The organism is Enterobacter sp. LU1 (genome assembly GCF_008271405.2).
GTDB classification, from domain to species: domain Bacteria; phylum Pseudomonadota; class Gammaproteobacteria; order Enterobacterales; family Enterobacteriaceae; genus Enterobacter; species Enterobacter hormaechei_C.
Map to the genome: position 1 here is coordinate 2,457,686 of NZ_CP043438.2, position 22,929 is coordinate 2,480,614.

Consider the following 22,929-nt stretch of genomic DNA (forward strand, 5'->3'; position numbering starts at 1 on the left):
TAAAAAAGCGCGTTGCGCGCAGTTTTAGACTAATCCACCCCTACAACCCGCAGCATACGGGGGTTAAATTTATCACTTTCATTTATGAACTTTGGTTATTGCATTTTTTACCTTCTCTTTTGAATCAATTTTCTGCATCATTGATAATATTAACTTTTCGCTTCAGGGTGAGCTTATGTCTAACATTGATGCAAAAGCCGTGGCACAGCGTATTGATACTGTGCTGGATATTCTTGTCGCAGGCGATTATCACTCTGCTATCCGTAACCTTGAAATCCTCAAGTCTGAACTGCTGGCTGAGAACGGCGCTGATAACGCTCCAGAATCCACTCAACCTAAAGCCCCGTGGGAAGTGTAGCCACGTCGTTTCCGCCCTTGCCTTTTAAATGGATGCTATGAATTCCCGACAACAAATCATTTTGCAGATGGTGATCGATCAGGGACGCGTAAGCGTGGTCGATCTCGCTAAAGCCACCGGCGTTTCTGAAGTCACCATTCGTCAGGATCTGAATCTGCTGGAAAAACAGAGCTACCTGCGGCGTGCACACGGATATGCCGTTCCACTGGACAGCGACGACGTCGAAACCCGCATGATGAACAATTATGCGCTCAAGCGGGAGCTGGCGGAGTTTGCTGCATCCTTAGTGAATAACGGTGAGACCGTCTTTATTGAAAATGGCAGCAGTAACGCTCTTCTGGCGCGCACGCTCGCCGATCAAAAAGACGTTACCATCATCACCGTAAGCAGCTATATCGCCCATCTGTTGAAGGAAACTCAGTGCGAGGTGATACTGCTGGGCGGCATTTACCAGAAGAAAAGCGAAAGCATGGTGGGGCCATTAACGCGTCAATATGTTCAGCAGGTTCACTTCAGTAAAGCATTCATTGGTATTGACGGCTGGCAGCCCGACACCGGCTTTACCGGTCGCGACATGATGCGTTCAGACGTGGTTAACGCAGTGCTCGCCAAAGAGTGTGAAGCGATAGTGCTGACCGACAGCTCTAAGTTTGGCGCCGTACACCCTTATACGATGGGTCCGGCTTCACGCTTCAGCCGTGTGATTACGGATGAGCGTTTGCGCGATGAATATCGCCAGCAATTAGAACAAGACGGCCTGACTGTCGATATTGTGAAAAAAACGGCCTGATTATCCTGCTGCGCCCGAATAATGGGCGCACTTAAACCTTTCTCTGAGAGTATTCCGACCCTGCCTTTAAGAGTTTTTACCTGTTGAAACCGTTCTAAACACGTAAAATTAATATTAGCGATATAACAGGAAGTGACTATCACCTGCGTGATGATGAAACGCCTGCGCGACCAGCTTTCACGGGAACAGAATTTAAGTATGGATATTGTCTATACTTAAAGTGCATTCCTTTCCGTGAATCGATAATTCAGGAGAAAGTATTATGACATTTACCAGCAAAAAATTAGCCGCCGCTGTTCTGGCAATCACTGTAGCAATGTCCCTGAGCGCTTGCTCTAACTGGTCTAAACGTGACCGTAATACCGCGATTGGTGCCGGTGCTGGTGCGCTTGGTGGTGCAGTATTAACGGATGGTAGTACGCTGGGTACATTAGGTGGTGCTGCCGTAGGTGGTGTTATCGGTCACCAGGTGGGCAAATAATCACCATAACGGCTCTCACCGGTATAATAATATATTTTGTATTTTCAGGTCTGACTTACGCACGTAAAAAAAGAGCCACGGCAATGTCCGTGGCTCATTTATTTTAGCCGCCCGCCAGTTTAACTTTCATTCCTTTGGCTTCCAGCAGCGTTTTAATTAAATCCCGTTTATCACCCTGAATCTCAATAATGCCGTCTTTTACTGCCCCACCGCATCCGCACTTCTTTTTAAGTTCAGCGGCGAGCTTTACCAGGTCTGCATCATCCAGATCAATGCCAGTGACAAGGCAAACCCCTTTACCTTTCCTGCCGCTGGTCTGGCGCTGAATTCGCACGATACTATCGCCTTTTGGACGTTCAGCTTTCTCTTTTGGCTCTTCAATGCGCCCGGTATCCGTTGAATAGACCAGACGACTGTTGGCGTCACGCATTATGCCCCCTTTTTCAGTGATGCATTAATCGCTTTCAGGGTCTCTGCCGGATGAGCGGATTGCGTCACCGGGCGACCAATCACCATATAGTCTACACCCGCGCTCAGCGCCTGCTCTGGCGTCATGATGCGTCGCTGATCCCCAGACTCGGTGCCTGCCGGACGGATGCCCGGCGTTACCAGTTTAAAGTCGCGGCCTAGCTCAGCTTTGAAGCGAACCGCCTCCTGAGCCGAACAGACCACGCCATCGAGACCACTCTGTTGCGTGAGGCGCGCCAGACGCTCCGCGTGTTCGGCAGGTGACAACGTCACACCCAGATCGCGCAGGTCGGATTCATCCATACTGGTCAGCACGGTGACGGCGATCAGAAGCGGAGCGTCATTACCAAACGGCACCAGCGCTTCGCGCGCAGCCGTCATCATGCGTGCCCCGCCGGATGCATGAACGTTAACCATCCACACGCCCAGTTCAGCCGCCGCAGCAACGGCGTGCGCAGTGGTATTTGGAATATCGTGGAATTTCAGGTCGAGGAAAACGTCGAAGCCACGCTGGTGCAGATCGCGGACGATTGACGGGCCGAACAGCGTAAACATCTCTTTGCCTACTTTCAGACGGCAATCGCGGGGATCAATGCCATCAACAAAGGCCAGTGCGGCGTCACGGTTATTGTAATCCAGAGCGACAACTACGGGAGAATCGGTAACTACGCGGGAAGTGGAGGATGTAACAGACGTCATGACCAGCCCTTTTCGTCTATGGGCGCGCAGCGGCGCGGAACAGATAAACGGCGTGCATTCTACCTGCCCTCGGGGTAAATGAACAGAATCGAATGATTTTCCTGCCGAACCCCAGACCGCACGGTGCTGACGAAATCACTGCAACCATTAGTATGTTGTAACTAAAATGCGACGTTTTAAAAAATCACTGCCCGTCCAGACCTCGGATTGGCTTAATGGTGGACCACGCCCGGCAGGAAGGGCAATGCCAGTAAAGCGAATAGGCGGTGAAGCCGCATTTCTGGCAGCGATAGCGCGGTTTGCTGCGCACCTGTTCACCCACCATGTCTCGCAGCACCATCAGGCTCTCTTTAGCGCGCCCTTCTTCTGCGTCATTAAGGTGGTAATCCATCAGCTTATGGAATACCCGCATGGTAGGATGACGCTGCAACTGACGGGTAATGTATACCTGGGCGGTATCACTCCCTTCGTGCTCTTCGACGACATCTGACAGCATCAGTTCGGCTGTGGCGCCGGTGTTTTCTTCAACGCAGCGACGCAGAAACGCAACCCACTCGTCCTGCTTACCTAACTGCTGATAGCAGGTTTGCAGCATTTCCAGCGTTTCGCTGACCAGCTCTTTGTCCTGGTCGATAACGCGAAGCAGGCTCTCCACGGCTTTGGCGTAATCACCGTTAGCCATAAAGACCCGCCCCATCATGATCGAGATGCGTGCGCTGTTGCGATCGGCCGCAGCGCCTTTCTTTAACAATGCCATGGCTTTATCCATGTCATCGCTACCCATCTGCTGGAGAGCCAGCTCGCAATAGAAGTGGGCAATTTCGACGCGTTGTTTGTCTTTACCGAGTTTGACCAGGCGTTCGGCGGTATCAATCGCTTTTTGCCAGTCGCTGGTGGCCTGATAGATTTGCAGAAGCTGCTGAAGCGCACCGATACGGAAGTCCGTCTCATCCACCAGCTGAGAGAACATATCCTCGGCGCGATCGTAAAGCCCCGCGGCCATGTAATCCCGCCCAAGTTGCTGCACGGCCAGCAACCGTTGCTCATAGGTCAACGAAGCGCTTTCCATCAGGGTCTGGTGGATACGAATGGCACGGTCAACCTCTCCGCGCGAGCGGAACAGGTTTCCCAGGGTGAGATGCGCCTCAACGGTGCCGGTATCCTCTTTAAGCATGTCGAGGAACAGATCCACCGCTTTGTCCTGCTGATTGCTCAGCAGGAAGTTCACCCCCGCTACGTAGTCACGGGAGAGTCGGTTTGCTTCATCCTGTTTTGTTTGTTGCGCGCTTCTGCGGCCCATATACCAGCCATAGGCTGCGGCGACAGGCAAAAGCAGAAACAACAACTCCAGCATATTCGATTATTCCTTGACTACCGGCACACCAGAGCTCGCCGGAATGTCAGACGCAGGCGTAAGTTGATGTTCAAGTCGTTTAATTTTACGTTCAGCGCGAACAAGAGAAACACGAACCTTAAGCCAGAACAGGCCGCATACAAGCCAGCCGATGATAAAACCCGCCGCGAATAACACCGCCAGCAGGCTCGACACCCGGTACTCGCCCTGCGCCAGCAGATAGTTAAAACTTACCTGTTGATCGTTTTGCGCGCCCAATGTGACTGAAATGACAAAAATCGCCAACACAAGTAAGAAAATGAGTAAATATTTCACATGACTTCCCGTTATGTGGTTCGAGCGTATAAAGCGTGTTCAACTCACTGCAATCAGCCTTATAAGCTACCATTTTAGTGGCGGGCGCGAAATGGAAAAAGTAACGCGCCCTACATGGATTTATGGTCAAAATGCGGAATATCAACCTTCAGGTTCCGCCAGACTCCCTTTCGGCTATTTCTTCCTTCTCTTCCGGCGGCGGCGTCAATGGTCCGCAAAAACGTTGTGCAAGCCAGGTCGCCAGCGTCACCAGTACCCACGAGATCAGCGTTGCCACCACCAAATCACGCGGCCAGTGCATCCCCAACAGCATCCGGCTGCCCATTACGCCTGTCGCCCAGACCAGCAAAATCGCAATCGTGAGGGTACGCCGACGCGGCCACAGCAGTCCCACGCCAAGTAGCGCCCAGCTGGCAGCAAACATCGTATGCCCGGAAGGAAACGCAAAGCCGGTCTCTTTTTGCCAGTGTTTGCGTAAAAAGGTCGGGATATCCTGCTGTTCTGCAAGCTGCTCCTTTACCAACGCACCGCGATCTTTACGCTTTAAATTGTAGAACTCATCCACCGGAACATGATGCGTTTTTTCCAGCCAGACGACGAAAGGACGGGGTTCCTGCACGCGATCCTTGACCCACGACTTCACCCCCTGCCCGATAAGTATGGCGCCGCCGAGAATAGCGAACAGTACCAGCGCCGCGCGAAGGCGAAAGCGCAGGCACCACAGGAACCAGCCACAGAGCAGCACGTGCGTAATAATCCCCCACGGCTGGGTGACCGTCTCGGTTATCCAGTATAAGGCTTTCAGCCACGTCTCGTTTTGTCCGGGCTGCCACATCCAGCCGGAGAACCAAACGACCAGTGGTATAACGAGCAATACGGCGGCTCCTGCGGCCGTTCGTCTGGCAATTGAAAGCATGTCCTCTCCTTTTTCACTAAGCACCACAATCATAACTGAATTTCATCATTCTGGTGGATATGTCGGATTGTGCGTTTAACGTTTGTAAAGCGTGGTGGTGATTAGGTGAAGTTGCCGGGCTTGTGGCAAAATAGTCCGATACAGAAAGCATAATGGGGCAAAGGCACGAAACGTGTCAGCCTGGTCTGGAGAATCACATGCAGCTTAAACGTGTGGCAGAAGCCAAACTGCCAACCCCATGGGGCGATTTCCTGATGGTGGGTTTTGAAGAACTGGCAACCGGGCAAGATCACGTCGCCCTGGTGTTCGGCGACATTTCGGGGCAAACGCCGGTGCTGTCCCGCGTTCATTCAGAGTGTCTGACCGGTGACGCGCTGTTCAGCCTGCGCTGCGACTGCGGTTTTCAGCTTGAAGCCGCCCTTTCTCATATCGCAGAGGAAGGACGTGGCGTTCTGCTGTATCACCGTCAGGAAGGACGCAATATTGGCCTGCTGAATAAAATCCGCGCCTACGCGTTGCAGGATCAGGGCTACGATACCGTCGAAGCGAACCATCAGCTCGGCTTTGCTGCTGACGAGCGCGATTTCACCCTGTGCGCGGATATGTTCAAGCTGCTGGGCGTGGACGAAGTGCGTCTGTTGACCAATAACCCGAAAAAAGTGGAAATCCTCACTGAAGCGGGCATCAATATTGTGGAACGCGTACCGCTGATTGTCGGCCGCAACCCGAAAAACGCGCACTACCTCGATACCAAAGCTGCCAAAATGGGGCATCTGCTGAGCGAGTAAACGCAAAACGCCCGGCACATGTGCCGGGCGAGTTTTATCAGTCCAGCATCTTACGAATCACATAATGTAAAATGCCGTCGTTCTGGTAATAGGTCAGCTCTGTTGCCGTATCAATACGACACCGGCAATCCAGCACTTCTGTCGTTCCATCTGCGCGCGTTAACTTCACCGGAACGGTTTTACCCGGTTGCAGATTTTGCAGACCGCTGATATCAATCTGCTCTTCCCCGGTCAAACCCAGCGTTTTACGCGTTACACCCTGCGGGAACTCCAGCGGCAGGATCCCCATCCCGATCAGGTTTGAGCGGTGGATACGTTCAAAGGATTCGGCAATCACCACGCGAACCCCGAGCAGACGCGGACCTTTTGCCGCCCAGTCGCGACTGGAACCGGAGCCGTACTCTTTACCGGCAATAACGGCCAGCGGCGTACCCTGCTGCTGATACTTCATGGCTGCGTCATAAATTGAAATGACCTCTGTATCCGGCAGGTGGCGCGTCATACCCCCTTCCACGCCTGGGACCATTTCATTGCGAATGCGGATGTTGGCAAAGGTCCCGCGCATCATCACTTCGTGGTTACCGCGGCGCGAACCGTAGGAGTTGAAATCGCGACGTTCCACGCCACGACTTTGCAGATACCGACCTGCCGGACTGTCCGCCTTGATGCTACCCGCAGGGGAGATATGGTCAGTGGTGACGGAATCGCCCAGCATCGCCAGAATGCGCGCACCGTGAATATCTTTCAACGGTGCAGGCTCCGCCAGCATTTCGTCGAAGAATGGCGACAGGCGAATATAGGTGGAATCATCCTGCCAGTCATAGGTATCGGAACCCACCACGTCGATCGCTTTCCATTCCGCTGTGCCTTCGAACACTTCCGCATACTCTTTGCGGAACATCTCGGTGGAAACTTTCTCTACCGCGCGCGCAATTTCGCGCGATGATGGCCAGATGTCTTTCAGATAGACCGGTTCATTTTTGCGATCGTGACCAATCGGATCGGTCGCCAGGTTAATGTTCATGTTTCCGGCCAGCGCATAGGCTACAACCAGCGGCGGCGAGGCCAGCCAGTTGGTTTTCACTAGCGGATGAATACGCCCTTCAAAGTTTCGGTTACCGGAAAGTACCGCGCCAACGGTCAAATCCCCCTGCTTGATCGCCATTTCAATAGGTTCAGGCAGTGGACCAGAGTTACCGATGCAGGTCGTACAGCCGTAGCCCACCAGGTTAAAGCCCAGCTCGTCGAGGTAAGGCGTGAGTCTGGCCTGTGCCAGGTAATCGGATACCACTTTCGAACCAGGCGCCAGGGAGGCTTTAACCCAAGGCTGTGGCTTGAGCCCCAGCTCTACCGCTTTTTTTGCCAGCAGCCCGGCAGCCATTAACACACTCGGGTTGGACGTGTTGGTACAGGAAGTGATAGCGGCGATCACCACGGCGCCGTCAGGGAGCTGATACTGATGCCCGTTCAGAACATAGTCCACCGGACGGTGATCTTTTTGTGCGGCGTTAACTTCCAGCTCATTGCTGGCGGCAAAGGCTTTCGGAACGTTGCTCAGGGCGACGCGGTCCTGCGGACGTTTTGGCCCTGCGAGGCTTGCCTCAACTGTGCCCATATCCAGCTCCAGCGTACTGGTAAATACCGGCTCGTCACCCGGGTTACGCCACATGCCCTGCGCTTTGGTGTAGGCCTCAACGAGAGCCACCTGCTCCTCGCTGCGACCACTGAGGCGCATATACTCCAGCGTAACGCTATCAATCGGGAAAAAGCCGCAAGTCGCGCCATATTCCGGCGCCATGTTGGCGATGGTGGCCCGGTCCGCCAGCGGCAGTGAATCCAGACCATCGCCATAAAATTCAACGAATTTGCCCACCACGCCATGCTTACGCAGCATCTGGGTGACCGTCAGAACCAGATCCGTGGCGGTAATGCCTTCGGACAATTTACCGGTCAGCTTAAAGCCCACCACATCGGGAATGAGCATTGATACCGGCTGGCCGAGCATGGCCGCTTCCGCTTCAATACCACCGACGCCCCAGCCCAGAACGCCAAGGCCGTTAATCATGGTGGTGTGTGAATCGGTGCCCACCAGCGTATCAGGGTAAGCCACCCACTCTTTATCCTGCAATTCACTCCAGACGGCTTTGCCAAGATATTCCAGGTTGACCTGGTGACAAATGCCGGTGCCCGGTGGAACAACGCTGAAGCGGCTGAACGCCTGCTGACCCCATTTCAGAAATACGTAGCGTTCATGGTTACGTTCCATCTCCAGACGGACGTTTTCGCCGAAAGCATCGTCGTCACCAAAGTGATCGACGGTGACGGAGTGGTCAATGACGAGGTCTACCGGGGACAAGGGGTTAACCTTAGCTGTATCGCCCCCGAGACGCTTAACGGCTTCACGCATAGCTGCCAAATCCACCACCGCAGGCACGCCGGTGAAATCCTGCATCAGCACCCTGGCCGGGCGATAGGCAATTTCTCTGTCTGCATGAGCATTTTTCAGCCACCCTGCCAGAGCCTGGATATCCTCCTCGGTAACCGAGTCGCCATCCTGCCAGCGCAAGAGGTTTTCCAGTAAGACTTTCAACGACTTGGGTAACCGCGAAACGTCCCCAAGCGTTCTGGCAGCCAGCGGTAAGCTGTAGTAGCGCCAGGTTTTATTTTCCGCCTGTAATGTGTCCTTACTGGCTTCGCGTAGGGTTAACGACATAAGCTCCTCCTTAAAAACAGGGATGTCCTGACAATCATCAGGGCTGTAATTAAAGATAACACAAAGATGTCGTAACGTTTTGATAACAACCCAAATTGATAAATTTAGGAATGGTCCAACGCGAGGGATAAAACAAAAAACCCCGCCGTGGCGAGGTTTTACGATTTAGTGCAAGGCCAGCCAGAGGAGCTGACACCAGAAGAGGATCGACGCTGAGAATACGCCGAGCCATGACCAGTATTTTACGGTTGTCATGTTATTCATCATAGGGACACCAGACTTTAATTATTTAAGGTTGCGAGGTCTGCCCTCGTTCTATATTGCTGATGTGTATTTATTAAGGAGTACAAAAGTGCACGGTCTATATTCAGACTATTTGCATCATTACGCAAAAATCAAAATTATTGTTTTTTGGGTTCGTCTTCCGCGAATACATCAATAAAGGCCTGCTGCTGCGGCGTCAGTTTCCAGGAAGCTGGCACGCTGGTTGCTGGCGCCTTACGGGCTTTGTGAGCATTGTCACGAAGCTGACACATCTCTTTTCTCGCTTCTGTACGCACCGTCATGACCATAATCAACCCCAGTAATTCCAGACAAGAAGAGCAACCACCACCCAAAACAGGGCAGAGCCAAGAAAGACCGCCAGCCAGGCTTTACGCTTAAGCGCGGGATCCCTTTGCGGTTCTTCACTTCCTGACGGCATTGCTAACCTCATACAATCGATATCGCTTATCATTTTGAGACCAAACAATTGGCACAAGTAATCATCTGATGAGATAAATCCTAAAGAAACTTTAGCCGAAAAGCCAGTGAATTTACGTATCCGAGCCCGGGAAAATTCAATCTTTTGACCCGAAATAAATAATTGAAAAGAATAATTTGCACAGCTGTAAATTAGTTTCTACTTTTGTCGCAAATTTGCGACAGTAAAACCATAGTCATCAAATGGGTTATGACGATATATGACAGTGGGCGTAGATGATGATAATTCTAATTCAGGTTTAAAGCGGAATGACGGTATCTTTCCGCAAGAGAAAGATACCGGGAGTGATTATTTGGCGGGAAGTTTAATGTCTTTAAACATCTCTTCGATGTCTTCATTGGAGCGTAACGCCACAGCTGTATCCACCACATCGCGCGTTAAATGTGGCGCAAAGCGTTGAATAAAATCATACATATAGCTGCGCAGGAACGTGCTGCGACGAAAACCTATCTTGGTGGTGCTGTGACTGAAAATATCATGCGCATCCAGACGCACCAGATCCGGGTCTGAGACAGGATCCACCGCCATGCTGGCAATAACCCCAACGCCCAGGCCCAGACGTACATACGTTTTTATGACGTCCGCATCCGTCGCCGTAAAGACAATCCGTGGCGTTAATCCGGCGCGGTTAAACGCGGTGTCCAGTTCAGACCGGCCCGTAAAGCCGAACGTATAGGTCACCAGCGGGTATTGCGCCAGTTCTTCGATTGTCACTTCGCCCTTCCCCGCCAGCGGGTGATCCGGGGTCACGACAATAGAGCGGTTCCAGTGGTAGCACGGGAGCATGACCAGATCATCGTACAGATGGAGCGCTTCCGTCGCGATAGCGAAGTCTGCATTGCCTTTAGACACGGCCTCTGCGATTTGCGTCGGTGAGCCCTGATGCATATGCAGGGAAACGCGGGGATAGCGTTCTATGAAGCCTTTGATCACCCCGGGAAGCGCATAACGCGCCTGTGTATGCGTGGTGGCAATATACAGAGAGCCTTTATCCGGCCAGGTATGTTCCCCGGCGACGGATTTAATGGCGTCGACTTTGGAGAGCACTTCCCGTGCGATGCGTATGATTTCCTGTCCTGCCGGGGTGACCTGAGTCAGGTGCTTACCGCTGCGGGCAAATATCTGAATACCTAACTCATCCTCCAGCATACGCACCTGCTTACTGATGCCGGGCTGAGAGGTATAAAGACCTTCTGCGGTGGAAGAGACATTGAGGTTATGATTGACGACCTCAACGATATAGCGAAGCTGCTGTAATTTCATGCCAGACCATCCGATTTAGCGCATGCGTCAATCGCTTAAGACGATTTGATAATAAGAAACGGGTTAACTATAACCACTATATCATTTATAGCCAGGCTGTATAGTACGGAACAAAAAATAATAACTACGTAATAAAAAAGGGCCGGAAGTCCGGCCCTTTTACAGGTAAGTTACGGTAAGGGAAGATTATTTCTTGCCTTCAACCCATTTCCCGTCGACAAAGAAGGCTGACCATCCGGTCGCTTTGCCCTCTTTCTCTGCCGCCACGTACTGCTGCTTCGTTTTACGGCTGAAGCGCACCACGGTTTTGTTGCCTTCCGGATCCTGCTGTGGCGCATCGGCCAGGTAACGCAGTTTCTCCGGCAGACGGTCGCGGAAGCGGTACAGCTCTTCTACCAGCGGCGCACGGGTTTCGCGCGATTTCGGGAAGGTGTTGGCCGCCAGGAATACCCCGGCAGCGCCGTCACGCAGCACGAAATACGCGTCTGACTTCTCGCACGGTAGCTCAGGAAGCGGAACCGGGTCTTCCTTTGGCGGCGCAACTTCACCGTTACGCAGGATCTTACGCGTGTTTTTACAGTCGTCGTTGGTGCATGCCATGTACTTACCGAAGCGTCCCATTTTCAGGTGCATTTCGGAACCACATTTCTCACACTCAACGATTGGACCGTCATAGCCCTTAATGCGGAACTCACCTTCTTCGATCTCATAACCATCGCAGGTCGGGTTATTGCCACAAACGTGCAGTTTGCGTTTTGGATCGATCAGGTAGCTGTCCATCGCCGTGCCGCATTTCTTACAGCGGCGTTTGGCGCGCAGTGCGTTGGTCTCCGCATCGTCACCTTCCAGCACGTTGAGAACTTCGTTCTCCGGCACGAGGTTGATGGTGGTTTTGCAACGCTCTTTCGGCGACAGCGCATAGCCAGAGCAACCGAGGAACACGCCCGTGGTCGCGGTACGGATCCCCATTTTACGGCCGCAGGTTGGGCAGTCGATGCTCGTCAGTACCATCTGGTTAGGCAGCATGCCGCCCTCTTCAGGATCTTTCTCGGCTTTCTCAAGCTGATTGGTAAAATCGCTGAAGAAGCTGTCGAGAACTTTCTTCCACTCTGCCTTATGGCTGGCAACCTCATCGAGGCTGTCTTCCATCTGCGCGGTGAAGTCATAGTTCATCAACTCACGGAAGTTCGCTTCCAGACGGTCGGTGACAATCTCACCCATTTTTTCAGCATAGAAACGACGGTTCTCGACGCGAACGTATCCACGATCCTGAATGGTCGAAATGATTGACGCATAGGTGGACGGGCGACCGATGCCGCGTTTTTCCAGCTCTTTCACCAGCGATGCTTCGCTGAAGCGCGCAGGTGGCTTGGTGAAGTGCTGAGCCGGGACCAGATCAACCAGCGACAGCTCGTCACCTTTGTTGACTGAAGGCAGCGTTCTGTCTTCATCACCTTTACGCAACGCTGGCATCACTTTTGTCCAGCCGTCGAAGCGCAGAATGCGGCCGCGCGCTTTCAGGCGGAAATCACCCGCGCCGACGGTCAGCGTGGTGGAGTCGTATTTCGCTGGCGTCATCTGGCAGGCTACGAACTGGCGCCAGATCAGCTGATACAGCTTCTGGGCGTCCGCTTCCATATCTTTCAGCGATTCAGCCAGAACGGAAACGTCAGAAGGACGAATCGCTTCGTGCGCTTCCTGAGAATTCTCTTTGCTGGCGTACTGATTAGGCCCGTCCGGCAGGTATTTCTTACCGAAGTTGTCCTCGATATAGCCACGCACCATGTTGACAGCGTCCTGGCTCAGGTTGGTGGAGTCAGTACGCATGTAGGTGATGTAACCCGCTTCATACAAGCGCTGGGCCATCATCATGGTTTTCTTCACGCCGTAACCCAGACGGGTACTTGCCGCCTGCTGGAGAGTTGACGTGATAAACGGTGCGCCAGGCTTACTGCTGGTTGGTTTATCTTCACGATCCAGAACCTGATAACGCGCTTTTTCCAGCAGCGCCACGGCGGCCATGGTTTGATCGCGATTTTCAGGACGGAACGGTTTGTCGTTGTGATGGCTCACCTGCAACGGCAGCGCATCGCCGCCCGGCGTGGTGACATTCGCATCCACTTCCCAGAACTCTTCCGGGACGAACGCTTTGATCTCGCGTTCACGCTCAACAACAAGACGAACAGCCACAGACTGCACACGCCCCGCAGACAGGCCGCGAGCGACCTTTTTCCACAGCAACGGCGAGACCATGTAGCCTACAACGCGGTCCATAAAGCGACGCGCCTGCTGAGCGTTAACACGGTCGATATTCAGTTCACCCGGCTTTTCAAACGCCTGACGAATCGCATTCTTTGTAATTTCGTTGAACACTACACGGCTGTAGCGTTTGTCATCACCCCCGATCACTTCCCGCAGGTGCCATGCAATGGCCTCCCCTTCGCGGTCAAGGTCGGTTGCGAGATAAATGTGGTCTGCTTTTTCAGCAAGCTGTTTCAGCTCGTTAACGACTTTTTCTTTGCCTGGCAGCACTTCGTAATGTGCATCCCAGTTGTGCCATGGGTTAACACCCATGCGGTTGACAAGCGCGCTACGTTCATCCTTTTTAGGCTTTTTAGCCCCTTTGGTGGAGGTAGAGTCTGCGCTCTTTTTGCTGGCTGAGCCACTGGTCGGCAAGTCGCGAATGTGACCAACGCTGGACTTAACCACGTAGTCATTGCCCAGATATTTATTGATCGTTTTGGCTTTTGCCGGGGACTCAACGATGACGAGAGCTTTACCCATATTCACCTTTACCTAATTTAATTCTTCCAGGAATACGCCGCACGTTGATTTCCCTTCCGCTGACGACGAGCCATTGATATTGCGACATCGTCAGGGGATATCAACCCCTATGTGTTACCGAACGTCAGAATGGCGACATCCAGGTCATTGAGTTTTCGGGTATTTTTCTCACATCAAAGTTCATTCGTGACGAATTCCCGGTCGAATGTCAAGCAATTCTGTTGCCAGAATGACGAAAGCGCACACTGTACCTGATAAAATTCGTTACGCAACTTTATTAGCATGCAAAAGCAAATCCCGCCAGCCAGCCCCTGTTTCTTATCCCCTCGGATAACAGGGAAAATTTGCCCCCGAAGCGACCCAGGCGTAGACTATTGTCACTGTTTAAGGAGTGGAATATGCAGAATACGACCCAACCCATTGACCGAGCTTCATTGCTTATCGAAGCAAACAAACTCATTCGCGACCATGAAGACACCCTGGCGGGAATTGAAGCGACTGGCGTGGAACAACGTAATGGCGTGCTGGTGTTCAGCGGTGAATACTTCCTTGATGAACAAGGGCTACCCACCCCGAAAAGCACCGCCGTGTTTAACATGTTTAAATACCTGGCGCATACCCTCTCAGAGAAGTACCACCTGGTCGATTAAAACGAAAACGCGAGGCATCTGCCTCGCGTTTTTCTTTACAGCAGCGGCTTTTGTCCGCGCTGCAACCAGCGTAGCAGCAGGCGATCCGCGCTTTCTGCCGCGCTATTGGTAAAACGGTCGAGCAGGCGCTTACGTCGGGTGAAGCGCACCCCCACCAGCTCACGGCCTTCCATCAGGTTGAGCAGGAGGTCGTCGCTGGTACCCACTTCATCCACCAGCCCTTTCTCCTGCGCCTGCGTGCCGTACCAGTGCTCGCCCGTAGCCACCTGCTCAATGTCCAGCGTTGGGCGCATGCGGTGCACGAAATCTTTGAACAGATGGTGGGTTTCGTTCAGATCTTCCCGGAATTTCTGCCGTCCCTCTTCGGTATTTTCGCCGAGCAGCGTCAGCGTACGTTTGTACTGACCCGCCGTATGCAGTTCGATGTCGATCTCTTTATTTTTCAGGAAACGATTGAAGTTAGGGATCTGCGCGACCACCCCAATCGAGCCGATAATGGAGAACGGTGCCGCGACGATTTTATCCGCCACGCACGCCATCATATAGCCGCCACTCGCCGCGACCTTATCTACCGCAACGGTGAGTGGGATCTGTTTGTCCCGCAGACGTTGTAACTGCGAAGCCGCCAGTCCATACCCATGCACTACGCCGCCCGGGCTTTCAAGGCGTACCACCACCTGATCCTGGGCTGTCGCCACGGCCAGCACCGCCGTCACTTCTTCACGCAGAGAGGAGACTTCATGCGCATCCATGCTACCTTTAAAATCGAGCACATAGACGCGCGGTTTTGCGTCAGCCTGTGGCGTGGCGAGCTTAGCTTTCGCCTTCGCGGCTTTGGCGTCCTGCTTATGTTTTTTCTTCTGGGTTTTTAGCCACAGCTTCTGTTGATGATCGTCAAGCAGCGCCAGAGACATCTCCTCCTGCATCTCTTTATACTGCTCGCTCAGGCGGGTAATGCGTAACTCACCACGCTGACGCTTACGCTGCGTCAGGTTGACAATCAGGACGGCAATCACCGCGACAGCAATAACCACCGTCGCGATTTTGGCCAAAAACAACCCATACTGAGAAAGTAATTCCACGCGTTCCACCTTGATTTAACCACGAATCTTTCACGCCAGTGTACAACAGCCCTGCGCAGGCGTCTCGCTCTGGACATTACCTCTGCGAGGCGGCTTCAGGAATCCCCCGTTTCTGGTTTAAATCTTTGCAAATTGTTAATTTCCCAGCGTTCTGTCCTGTAGACTGATTGAATTCTGACGCTGTTTCGGGCATAAAGCCGAAAAGTCATAAATAAAGGTGCAAGTCACGCCCAATGCGCCTGAGGAGCCACCGTGCATTATCAGCCACAAAAAAACCTTCTACAGAACCGCATCATTCTGGTTACCGGTGCCAGCGACGGGATTGGTCGCGAAGCGGCGCTGACCTATTCTGAATACGGTGCGAGCCTTATTCTGCTGGGACGTAATGAAGAAAAGCTCAAGGCCGTCGCCCGTGAAATCGAAAACGCCGGCGGTACCCCCACGCCCTGGTATACGCTCGATCTGCTGACCTGCACGCCAGCGTCATGTCAGGCCCTTGCCCAGCGGATCAGCACACATTATCCGCGTCTGGACGGCGTACTGCACAACGCGGGGTTACTGGGCGAAGTGCGCCCGATGGATGAACAGGATCCGGAGATTTGGCAACAGGTGATGCAGGTTAACGTCAACGGGACGTTTTTCCTGACCCAGGCCGTGCTTCCTTTATTACTCAACTCCGATTCCGGCTCGCTGGTATTTACCTCCTCCAGCGTGGGGCGTCAGGGGCGTGCGAACTGGGGGGCTTACGCCGTCTCAAAATTTGCCACCGAAGGAATGATGCAGGTGCTGGCCGAAGAGTACCAAAGCCGCCACCTGCGGGTTAACTGTATTAATCCAGGCGGTACGCGCACCAAAATGCGCGCCAGCGCCTTCCCGACAGAAGATCCGCAGAAGCTTAAAACCCCGGCCGATATCATGCCCCTTTACCTGTGGCTGATGGGTGACGACAGCCGTCGCAAAACCGGAATGACCTTCGATGCCCAGCCAGGCCGCAAACCGGGGATATCGCAATGAGTGATGATCGTCATCAGCAGCGCCAGCAGCGTCTGAAAGAACAGGTTGATGCACGCGTGGCGGCCGCTCAGGACGAGCGCGGTATCCTAATCGTGTTCACCGGCAACGGCAAAGGCAAAACCACCGCCGCATTTGGGACCGCCACCCGCGCAGTCGGGCATGGGCAGAAAGTGGGCGTGATCCAGTTTATCAAGGGTGAATGGCCCAACGGCGAGCGTAATCTGCTCGAGCCGCATGGCGTTGAGTTTCAGGTAATGGCAACCGGTTTTACCTGGGATACCCAGAACCGGGAAACCGATACCGCAGCCTGCCTCGCCGTCTGGGAGCATGCCAAAAGAATGCTTTCAGACCCGTCGCTGAACATGGTGTTGCTGGATGAGATCACCTATATGGTGGCGTATGACTACCTGCCGCTGGAAGCCGTGCTGGAGGCCCTCAGGAACCGCCCTGCACACCAGACGGCGATCGTCACGGGGCGCGGGTGTCATCGGGACATTCTGGAGCTGGCCGATACCGTCAGCGAGCTGCGTCCGGTTAAGCATGCATTCGATGCGGGTATCAAAGCGCAAATTGGGATTGATTACTGAAAAAAAAGCCCGGTATATTCACCGGGCTTTTCAATTAACCGTTGTTATTACGGCTGCCAGAGCGGCGATTGCTGCTGACCTGGCTATGACGTTTCACCGCACGGCGGATTTGATTCGCCTTCATGCGACGACGATCTTTCTCTACCGCCACTTTCGACGTGGTTTCTGGCGTCAGGCCAACCAGATCGCGCAGGTAGTTGGTTTGCGTCAGATCCAGTTCGGTATAGCCGCCACGTGGCAGGCCTTTCGGCAGCAGAATGTCGCCATAGCGGACGCGAATCAAGCGACTCACCTGGACACCGACCGCTTCCCACAGTCGACGCACCTCGCGGTTACGTCCCTCTGTCAGGGTAACGTTGTACCACTGGTTAATGCCTTCACCACCGGTAAACTTGATGGTTTTGAACGCCGCAGGGCCGTCCTCCAGCTGAACACCACGCGACAGGTCGCGCAGTTTGTTCTCATCAACCTGGCCGAAAACACGAACGGCGTATTCACGTTCCACTTCACGACTCGGGTGCATCAGACGGTTTGCCAGTTCACCATCGGTGGTGAACAGCAACAGGCCACAGGTGTTCACGTCCAGACGGCCTACGGCAATCCAGCGGGCGCCACGCAATTTTGGCAGACGGTCAAACACCGTCGGGCGACCTTCCGGGTCGTTGCGGGTACACAGTTCGCCTTCCGGCTTGTAGTAAGCCAGTACGCGGCAGATCTGTTCAGCAGACTCTTTCACGGAAATAAGATGGCCGTCAATGCGGATCTTCAGCCCCGGTACGATTTCAACGCGGTCACCGAGCGTGGCGATTTTACCGTCCACACTCACGCGGCCTGCTTCAATAATGGCTTCGATTTCACGGCGCGAACCGTGGCCGGCGCGCGCCAGCACTTTCTGTAACTTTTCGCTCATTGAGCTTCCTCAGGTGTCGCCTTCACAGGCGTCGAATAGACACTAACAAATCTATATAAATCAATGCGTTAGCATGTTTAGTTGAAGGTCATTATACGCGATGTTCACCACATTGTAACCTACTTTGTTGTACAGCCTGTTCACCACCTAAAACTTACCCTCTGATTAAGTTTTAAGCAAAAAAAAGTAAGTGTTGCGCATCTGTTCACAAGTGCGAGTATGAAAGATTTGAAATAAGTAGTAATTTTTAAGTTTTTATGGTAGGCACGCCCTTGACAAGACATGGGATGATGTGCTACCCTACACACGAAGTTCGCGAGCGAAGCGAGTGAGGTTTGTCTCTCGAAGAGAGAGAATTACCTTTGCACAATAGTGATCTTTCATGTTAGTCATGAAAGAGAGTGTATGTCTGTTCCTGTGTGTCAATCACTACTCAAGTGTACACTCTATCTCTGATCTGAATTAACCTAACCTTGATAATAATCCTTCTTGTTACTCTCTGATGTAGGCAGGAGTAATCCGAAGTCATACTCTGACCCAACTAACCTTTAACTTAACCTTTAACTTAACCTTAAACTTTATCCTGCATTATCTCTTCCCGTTGCTCACCGATGACCACCACCAGAGATTCATCATGATGAGATTCCAGATTAAGCTGGAGAATCGTCTCGATGATGGCAGTCTTCAACATCTTCATTTAACCACTTCCACCAGCCCCGGTGCGCATTACAGCCTATCTCTCTGATGTTTACCCACCCTTTGAGCGCAAGCAGCACAGGACGCAGTAGACGAAGCGTGAACAGCTATTCGGAACAATGCCAAAGCTGGACCACGGTAAGCCGTCGCCCTTCTCACTGGTGCAATGACGATACCAAGGAATCGCCCTGCAACATCCAGAAGATGATTCCCCGAGCCACCAGTGCCGCTATCTGACGTAGTGGACAGCGGAAGCCCCGATCAAATGCCTACGCTCTAACGAGTGCTACTGGCCATTCTCTCTGACAGCTTCGCTGTATTCCCACTATCCAATCCCCCTCATGCAGATCCAGACAATACAACTCGCAAAGCACATTTAAATACAGAAGTCAACAAAAATCAATTGACAAAAAATGCTTTTTAGTGTATTATAAACATTAGGAAAGCAATGTTGTGAACAAACGCCTCTGAGCGATAGTTTTTGTTCTTAGAATCTACTTCTTACTATTCCCATAGTTAGTATCGTATAGCGCAGCTTGCGCACTCTCCGCAGAATAAAGCCTCCCGGAAGCTAAACGTTTTAAAGTCGATGATTCCCAGATCACCCGGTCTGATTATTTCGGTTGTGTTGGACGTTTGGGCAATCCTTCCGAGGAGGCTTTCCTATGCTCAAAGAAAAGGAAAACTCATACAGTTGAAAAGTCAAAATCTGAAAGAAATTAAAAAGTGGCTCCCTCGTTTCGAATACCACATCTATCGTGACAGGTTACGCCAGTATGGTATGCCAACCACTCCACACCGAGTTGCATTTATGTACTGGGCCGAAGAAATCATGAAACATTGCTTCACGTTCGAGGACTTCGTAGATGAATGGAGCAATGGCAATGAGCACCGAGAAATAAATCGATGGGTGGATAGTGGAGTTCTCAGCATGGAATACTTTGAAGGAAAATTCTATTACGTCACCTCGTACATTGTTGGAGGTGTAAGCCCATTTTATTGTCACACCTGCAACCGAATCAACATTAAGAAACTTCTATCTATAAAGGAGCAATGTCCTCATGACTAAGCTACCAGCAGCATTCACCAAAGAAATAAAAGCCGAGTTTAAAATACAGCGTGATCAATACGTAGCTGATTACATCGAATCCCATCTCACGGATGTTTTCAGTATCTCGGATTTTTATCCGGTAGTGCTCATTAAGCTACAGACCGCTATTCAAGATGGGTACGAAATCGCGGAGTTTGAGCGCCAGCCATTCTACAACATTGGTGATCCTGCAATGCGTATCGTGATGAACAAAAAGCAGCAGGAAATCGACACAGAGCGCCGTTCCCTCACAGAGGCAGCAGAAGCAGCTTTAATGGCCTCCCTTGAGGCTCAAGCGGAAGAGCTATACCAACAGATGGTTGCAGAGGAAGAACGCCGTAAACGTGCAGAAGCAGCTGCGCAAGCAGCAGCAGAAACCGAGGCTCTCACCTTCTCTGGTCGCCTACGTGCATCCTTTGTGAAAGGCTCCCATGTTTGAACCTTATGCGCAGAAGCGCAACCCGGCAAAACTCGCCCAGAGGAGCGCCAGCGACTACCGGAAAATGATGATCGCCGAGCAGGACGGGAGGGACTTCATAACAGGCTCACCACTGACAGATCCGGTTATTGACCATGACCACAGGACGGGACATTGCCGCCTGATCCTGAACCGTGTGACGAATGCCATAGAAGGCGACTTTAATCTCATCCTGTCTCGTGTTGCTTATCGTGAAGATTTTACTCCGCTTTTGTGGGAAGTTTATTTTGGCTTTCACGATACCTTGTACGATGAATTATACAATGCCGCGCTTGAGCGCCGGAATGGTTATTTAAAAGAACACCACTTCAGATTTATCTTAAAACAGTTTGCGGTGTATTACGCCGTGCGATTCGACCACCTCAACCATTTGGAGTATTACAGATGACTACAAAAGCAGAGAAATCATTATCATGGCTTAGAAGCTACTGGAACAACCAACCACCAGCAGAGATAGCCAAATCTGAGATTCAGCTATTCAGTAAGGAAGTGAATAAACTAACGATTGGGGAGTTCTACCAGTGGCTATTATCCGAAGGTTACATCTTTAAAAATAAGGATACTAAATAATGCTGCAACTTAAAATAGCTCGAGATCTGCTGACGTGGATTGATGCAAGCAAGGGTGATGACAGTCGCCCAACTTTTATTATCAAGACATTACGTAAGGTAATGACGAACGAGGAAACGAATGAATCCAAAGCTACAAATAGAAAAGCTGATTGACCATCTACAGAAACAGAAATACGCTTTTATCTCCGCTCAAGGTAAAATACTTCTCCACCACATCCCCACTAACACAAATCACGCTCTGGACATTCTCGAACGGGAATACTATTTATCGACTGGTGAGCAGTGGCGACGAAGTTATTTAAACCTACTCTGGGATCACATTCCTTTTATCAAGGTGAATGAATTCAACCCGACGCAGCCCTACGGTATCGACCAGAACGGCACACTGAACACATTCAGGCGCTGGCGCAGTGATAAGACACCAGCGGCAGATCTGACACTATGGCACTCCTACCTGGCCCGACTCTTCCCCGACCAGACAGACCGCGCCACAGTGAGCGCGTACATGGCGCACATGTTCCAGCACCCGGAACAGCGCCCAAGCTGGCACATCGTGATCCCAAGCGACACCGGAACGGGCAAGGGTTTTTTGTTCAATCAAATCTTGTCACCGCTCCTGATGCACCAGACAACGCTGTACAGCAATTACAGCACCCTAACCACCGTCCATAACGATGCTATGGCCCGTACAATCCTGATCCTGTTTGATGACCCGCCGCCAGCCACGCGCAACATGGCAGACCGTCTAAAGAGCATTCAGACAGAACCGGTTATCGAAATTAACCGGAAGTACGAACAGCCCCGTAAAGTGCCAACATTTACAAGATTCTTCACCTTTTCAAACAGTGAAAGTCCGATTGAAGTGGAGGCGAATGACCGCCGCCATTATTGCACTCACTACATACGCCACAAGGTGAGCAGGGAGGAAACCGCCGAGTTTATCACCTGCCTTGCGGAGTGGCTCGCCGTTGGCGGTCTGGAAGCCGTACACGCCTGGCTAATGGCTTACCCCTTGTCCGAGTTCACCCCTTATCGCCCACCTTACAGCGTGGCGCTGGAACGCATGAAACAAGCCAGCATCACCGAAGAGCAGAACGAAGCGGAGATCTTCACTGGAGAGAATCCGGCGTTTGCATTCAAGGCATTCCATGATGCTTGTCCATCGTTCCCGCGACCACAGGATGCGAGTCAATGGTTACGTGACAACGGCTATGTCAGTGCCAGAGTGAACACCAGAGCAGGGTTAAAATCAGTTTGGTATCGAGCGCCGCAGGACGGCAGCGGGAAAATCCCGGAGAGCGCCCTTTCCTGGTTTGTCGATAAATACTACCCAACCCCGACGAAATGATCAGGGCTACAGGGCTACGATTTTAGCCCTGTATTTTGAAACCCGCGCCGCTACAGGCCTGATCAGGGCTACAGGGCTAACAGGGCTACTTATTAAGTATTCTTAGATCTGTTCTACAGCTTCACCATTTTCCAAATGGGAATAACAGGAGCACCAGCGTTTCCCGACTATCAATTTTTAAAAGTTTGATAGGCAAATGCCTAACAACTTCCTTAAAGCAAAATCTGAAATCACTCATACCGTGGATCGGTATCGCCGCCCGGATTTTCGGGCTTCGTTCCTTCCACATTCACGCCGCCTGACGCGCTCCAGCGTACAGCCAGCACATCAAAAAAGATCCAAATTTTACAGGAGGACATTACATGTCAGGACGTACCCACGCAGCATACGTAAATTATTTCCAGAACGGTCGCAAGGCCCACCGTTTAGCCGAGGTTGAGCGCCAGCTTGCCGCAGAGACAAGCCACCAGCAAGAGAAGCGCCAGCTCGAAGCGGAAGCACGGAGCGCTGAGAACATCGCAGACCATTTCCCAAGAGTGATCCCGGATACGCCTTTAATCGAAATGCACCCCGGCTACTACATTCACCGCCTTGAGTGGGAAGCTCACCGCGACGGCTTGAGCGTGGTCACGGTCACAGACGAACGAACCACCAGAGATCCCGAACTTGTTTCCTATCAGTGGAACCACTTTGTAATCACGCACCGCAGCCCCTGGGCACTTGAGGACTACCGAATCAGATACTACCCGTTTAGCCTCCCGGAACATGTAGCGAAATAGCACAGTATTTCGACACACCAAAATCCGGGTC

Annotated in this window: 25 protein-coding genes; 11 read left to right on the plus strand and 14 right to left on the minus strand. The window is 52.1% G+C overall.

The window, feature by feature from the left end:
* Nucleotides 1-175: 175 nt before the first annotated feature.
* The 3 genes from FZF21_RS11840 to osmB all read left to right on the plus strand — a co-directional run bounded on the left by FZF21_RS11840 (nt 176) and on the right by osmB (nt 1,629).
* Nucleotides 176-358 (plus strand): hypothetical protein, encoded by a 183-nt coding sequence (locus tag FZF21_RS11840; protein ID WP_023303834.1) that lies wholly within the window; start codon nt 176-178, stop codon nt 356-358.
* Nucleotides 359-395: 37 nt separating this feature from the next.
* Nucleotides 396-1,148 (plus strand): DNA-binding transcriptional regulator YciT, encoded by a 753-nt coding sequence (locus FZF21_RS11845; RefSeq protein WP_017384211.1) that lies wholly within the window; start codon nt 396-398, stop codon nt 1,146-1,148.
* A 262-nt stretch (nt 1,149-1,410) separates the two neighbouring features.
* Entirely contained in the window at nt 1,411-1,629 is a 219-nt protein-coding gene (gene osmB / locus FZF21_RS11850) for an osmotically-inducible lipoprotein OsmB (protein WP_017384212.1), read from the plus strand.
* A gap of 103 nt (nt 1,630-1,732) precedes the next feature.
* On the opposite strand, the gene yciH is transcribed toward osmB, so the two are convergent.
* The 5 genes from yciH to pgpB all read right to left on the minus strand — a co-directional run bounded on the left by yciH (nt 1,733) and on the right by pgpB (nt 5,381).
* The gene (yciH, locus tag FZF21_RS11855) at nt 1,733-2,059 is read right to left on the minus strand and encodes a stress response translation initiation inhibitor YciH (protein WP_063945902.1); all 327 of its coding nucleotides are present in this window, start codon (nt 2,057-2,059) and stop codon (nt 1,733-1,735) included.
* Nucleotides 2,059-2,796, minus strand: a complete 738-nt coding sequence (gene pyrF, locus FZF21_RS11860) for an orotidine-5'-phosphate decarboxylase (RefSeq protein ID WP_023303835.1) — start codon at nt 2,794-2,796, stop codon at nt 2,059-2,061. Before pyrF ends, yciH begins: the two co-directional genes overlap by 1 nt.
* Nucleotides 2,797-2,980: 184 nt before the next feature.
* On the minus strand, nt 2,981-4,150 hold the full coding sequence (lapB, locus tag FZF21_RS11865; RefSeq protein WP_003856819.1) for a lipopolysaccharide assembly protein LapB: 1,170 nt from the start codon (nt 4,148-4,150) through the stop codon (nt 2,981-2,983).
* A gap of 6 nt (nt 4,151-4,156) precedes the next feature.
* On the minus strand, nt 4,157-4,465 hold the full coding sequence (locus tag FZF21_RS11870) for a LapA family protein (protein WP_063151437.1): 309 nt from the start codon (nt 4,463-4,465) through the stop codon (nt 4,157-4,159).
* A 148-nt stretch (nt 4,466-4,613) separates the two neighbouring features.
* Nucleotides 4,614-5,381 carry a phosphatidylglycerophosphatase B gene (pgpB, locus tag FZF21_RS11875; RefSeq protein WP_003856815.1) on the minus strand — a complete coding sequence of 256 codons (768 nt, stop codon included), beginning with the start codon at nt 5,379-5,381 and terminating at the stop codon, nt 4,614-4,616.
* A 197-nt stretch (nt 5,382-5,578) separates the two neighbouring features.
* Between pgpB and ribA the strand changes: the two genes are divergently transcribed.
* The gene (ribA, locus tag FZF21_RS11880) at nt 5,579-6,169 is read left to right on the plus strand and encodes a GTP cyclohydrolase II (RefSeq protein ID WP_003856813.1); all 591 of its coding nucleotides are present in this window, start codon (nt 5,579-5,581) and stop codon (nt 6,167-6,169) included.
* Nucleotides 6,170-6,206: 37 nt separating this feature from the next.
* Here the strand turns inward: ribA and acnA are convergent, their stop codons facing one another.
* From acnA to topA, 6 genes are all read right to left on the minus strand, one after another.
* Nucleotides 6,207-8,882, minus strand: coding sequence for an aconitate hydratase AcnA (gene acnA, locus FZF21_RS11885; RefSeq protein WP_063945903.1), 2,676 nt, complete (start codon nt 8,880-8,882; stop codon nt 6,207-6,209).
* Between the two features lie 165 nt (nt 8,883-9,047).
* Nucleotides 9,048-9,146, minus strand: a complete 99-nt coding sequence (gene ymiC, locus FZF21_RS22205) for a small membrane protein YmiC (RefSeq protein WP_032103392.1) — start codon at nt 9,144-9,146, stop codon at nt 9,048-9,050.
* A gap of 137 nt (nt 9,147-9,283) precedes the next feature.
* A complete protein-coding gene (locus FZF21_RS11890) occupies nt 9,284-9,448 on the minus strand; it encodes a hypothetical protein (RefSeq protein WP_162183706.1) in 165 nt (54 codons plus the stop codon).
* Between the two features lie 8 nt (nt 9,449-9,456).
* Nucleotides 9,457-9,597, minus strand: a complete 141-nt coding sequence (locus FZF21_RS11895; protein WP_213083754.1) for a YmiA family putative membrane protein — start codon at nt 9,595-9,597, stop codon at nt 9,457-9,459.
* Between the two features lie 336 nt (nt 9,598-9,933).
* The gene (gene cysB, locus FZF21_RS11900) at nt 9,934-10,908 is read right to left on the minus strand and encodes an HTH-type transcriptional regulator CysB (RefSeq protein ID WP_006810844.1); all 975 of its coding nucleotides are present in this window, start codon (nt 10,906-10,908) and stop codon (nt 9,934-9,936) included.
* A 186-nt stretch (nt 10,909-11,094) separates the two neighbouring features.
* Nucleotides 11,095-13,692 carry a type I DNA topoisomerase gene (topA, locus tag FZF21_RS11905; RefSeq protein WP_017384217.1) on the minus strand — a complete coding sequence of 866 codons (2,598 nt, stop codon included), beginning with the start codon at nt 13,690-13,692 and terminating at the stop codon, nt 11,095-11,097.
* A 398-nt stretch (nt 13,693-14,090) separates the two neighbouring features.
* Between topA and FZF21_RS11910 the strand changes: the two genes are divergently transcribed.
* On the plus strand, nt 14,091-14,342 hold the full coding sequence (locus FZF21_RS11910) for a YciN family protein (RefSeq protein ID WP_003856804.1): 252 nt from the start codon (nt 14,091-14,093) through the stop codon (nt 14,340-14,342).
* A gap of 35 nt (nt 14,343-14,377) precedes the next feature.
* Here FZF21_RS11910 and sohB read toward each other — a convergent pair whose 3' ends face one another.
* Nucleotides 14,378-15,424, minus strand: coding sequence for a protease SohB (sohB, locus tag FZF21_RS11915; protein ID WP_045349654.1), 1,047 nt, complete (start codon nt 15,422-15,424; stop codon nt 14,378-14,380).
* A 252-nt stretch (nt 15,425-15,676) separates the two neighbouring features.
* Here sohB and FZF21_RS11920 point away from each other — a divergent pair, with 252 nt between their 5' ends.
* Nucleotides 15,677-16,438, plus strand: a complete 762-nt coding sequence (locus FZF21_RS11920; RefSeq protein ID WP_045349655.1) for a YciK family oxidoreductase — start codon at nt 15,677-15,679, stop codon at nt 16,436-16,438.
* Nucleotides 16,435-17,025 (plus strand): cob(I)yrinic acid a,c-diamide adenosyltransferase, encoded by a 591-nt coding sequence (cobO, locus tag FZF21_RS11925; protein ID WP_015570385.1) that lies wholly within the window; start codon nt 16,435-16,437, stop codon nt 17,023-17,025. The genes FZF21_RS11920 and cobO overlap by 4 nt, the downstream gene beginning before the upstream one ends.
* 34 nt (nt 17,026-17,059) lie before the next feature.
* Here the strand turns inward: cobO and rluB are convergent, their stop codons facing one another.
* The gene (rluB, locus tag FZF21_RS11930; RefSeq protein ID WP_003856794.1) at nt 17,060-17,935 is read right to left on the minus strand and encodes a 23S rRNA pseudouridine(2605) synthase RluB; all 876 of its coding nucleotides are present in this window, start codon (nt 17,933-17,935) and stop codon (nt 17,060-17,062) included.
* A gap of 571 nt (nt 17,936-18,506) precedes the next feature.
* Entirely contained in the window at nt 18,507-18,632 is a 126-nt protein-coding gene (locus tag FZF21_RS22295) for a hypothetical protein (protein ID WP_006810850.1), read from the minus strand.
* A gap of 1,060 nt (nt 18,633-19,692) precedes the next feature.
* Here FZF21_RS22295 and FZF21_RS11935 point away from each other — a divergent pair.
* From FZF21_RS11935 to FZF21_RS11950, 4 genes are all read left to right on the plus strand, one after another.
* Nucleotides 19,693-20,160 carry a hypothetical protein gene (locus FZF21_RS11935; protein WP_047353326.1) on the plus strand — a complete coding sequence of 156 codons (468 nt, stop codon included), beginning with the start codon at nt 19,693-19,695 and terminating at the stop codon, nt 20,158-20,160.
* The gene (locus FZF21_RS11940) at nt 20,153-20,587 is read left to right on the plus strand and encodes a hypothetical protein (protein WP_006810853.1); all 435 of its coding nucleotides are present in this window, start codon (nt 20,153-20,155) and stop codon (nt 20,585-20,587) included. The genes FZF21_RS11935 and FZF21_RS11940 overlap by 8 nt, the downstream gene beginning before the upstream one ends.
* A gap of 302 nt (nt 20,588-20,889) precedes the next feature.
* A complete protein-coding gene (locus FZF21_RS11945) occupies nt 20,890-22,119 on the plus strand; it encodes a primase-helicase family protein (protein ID WP_149121308.1) in 1,230 nt (409 codons plus the stop codon).
* Between the two features lie 362 nt (nt 22,120-22,481).
* Nucleotides 22,482-22,898 carry a hypothetical protein gene (locus FZF21_RS11950; RefSeq protein WP_006810857.1) on the plus strand — a complete coding sequence of 139 codons (417 nt, stop codon included), beginning with the start codon at nt 22,482-22,484 and terminating at the stop codon, nt 22,896-22,898.
* The last annotated feature ends 31 nt before the right edge of the window (nt 22,899-22,929 follow it).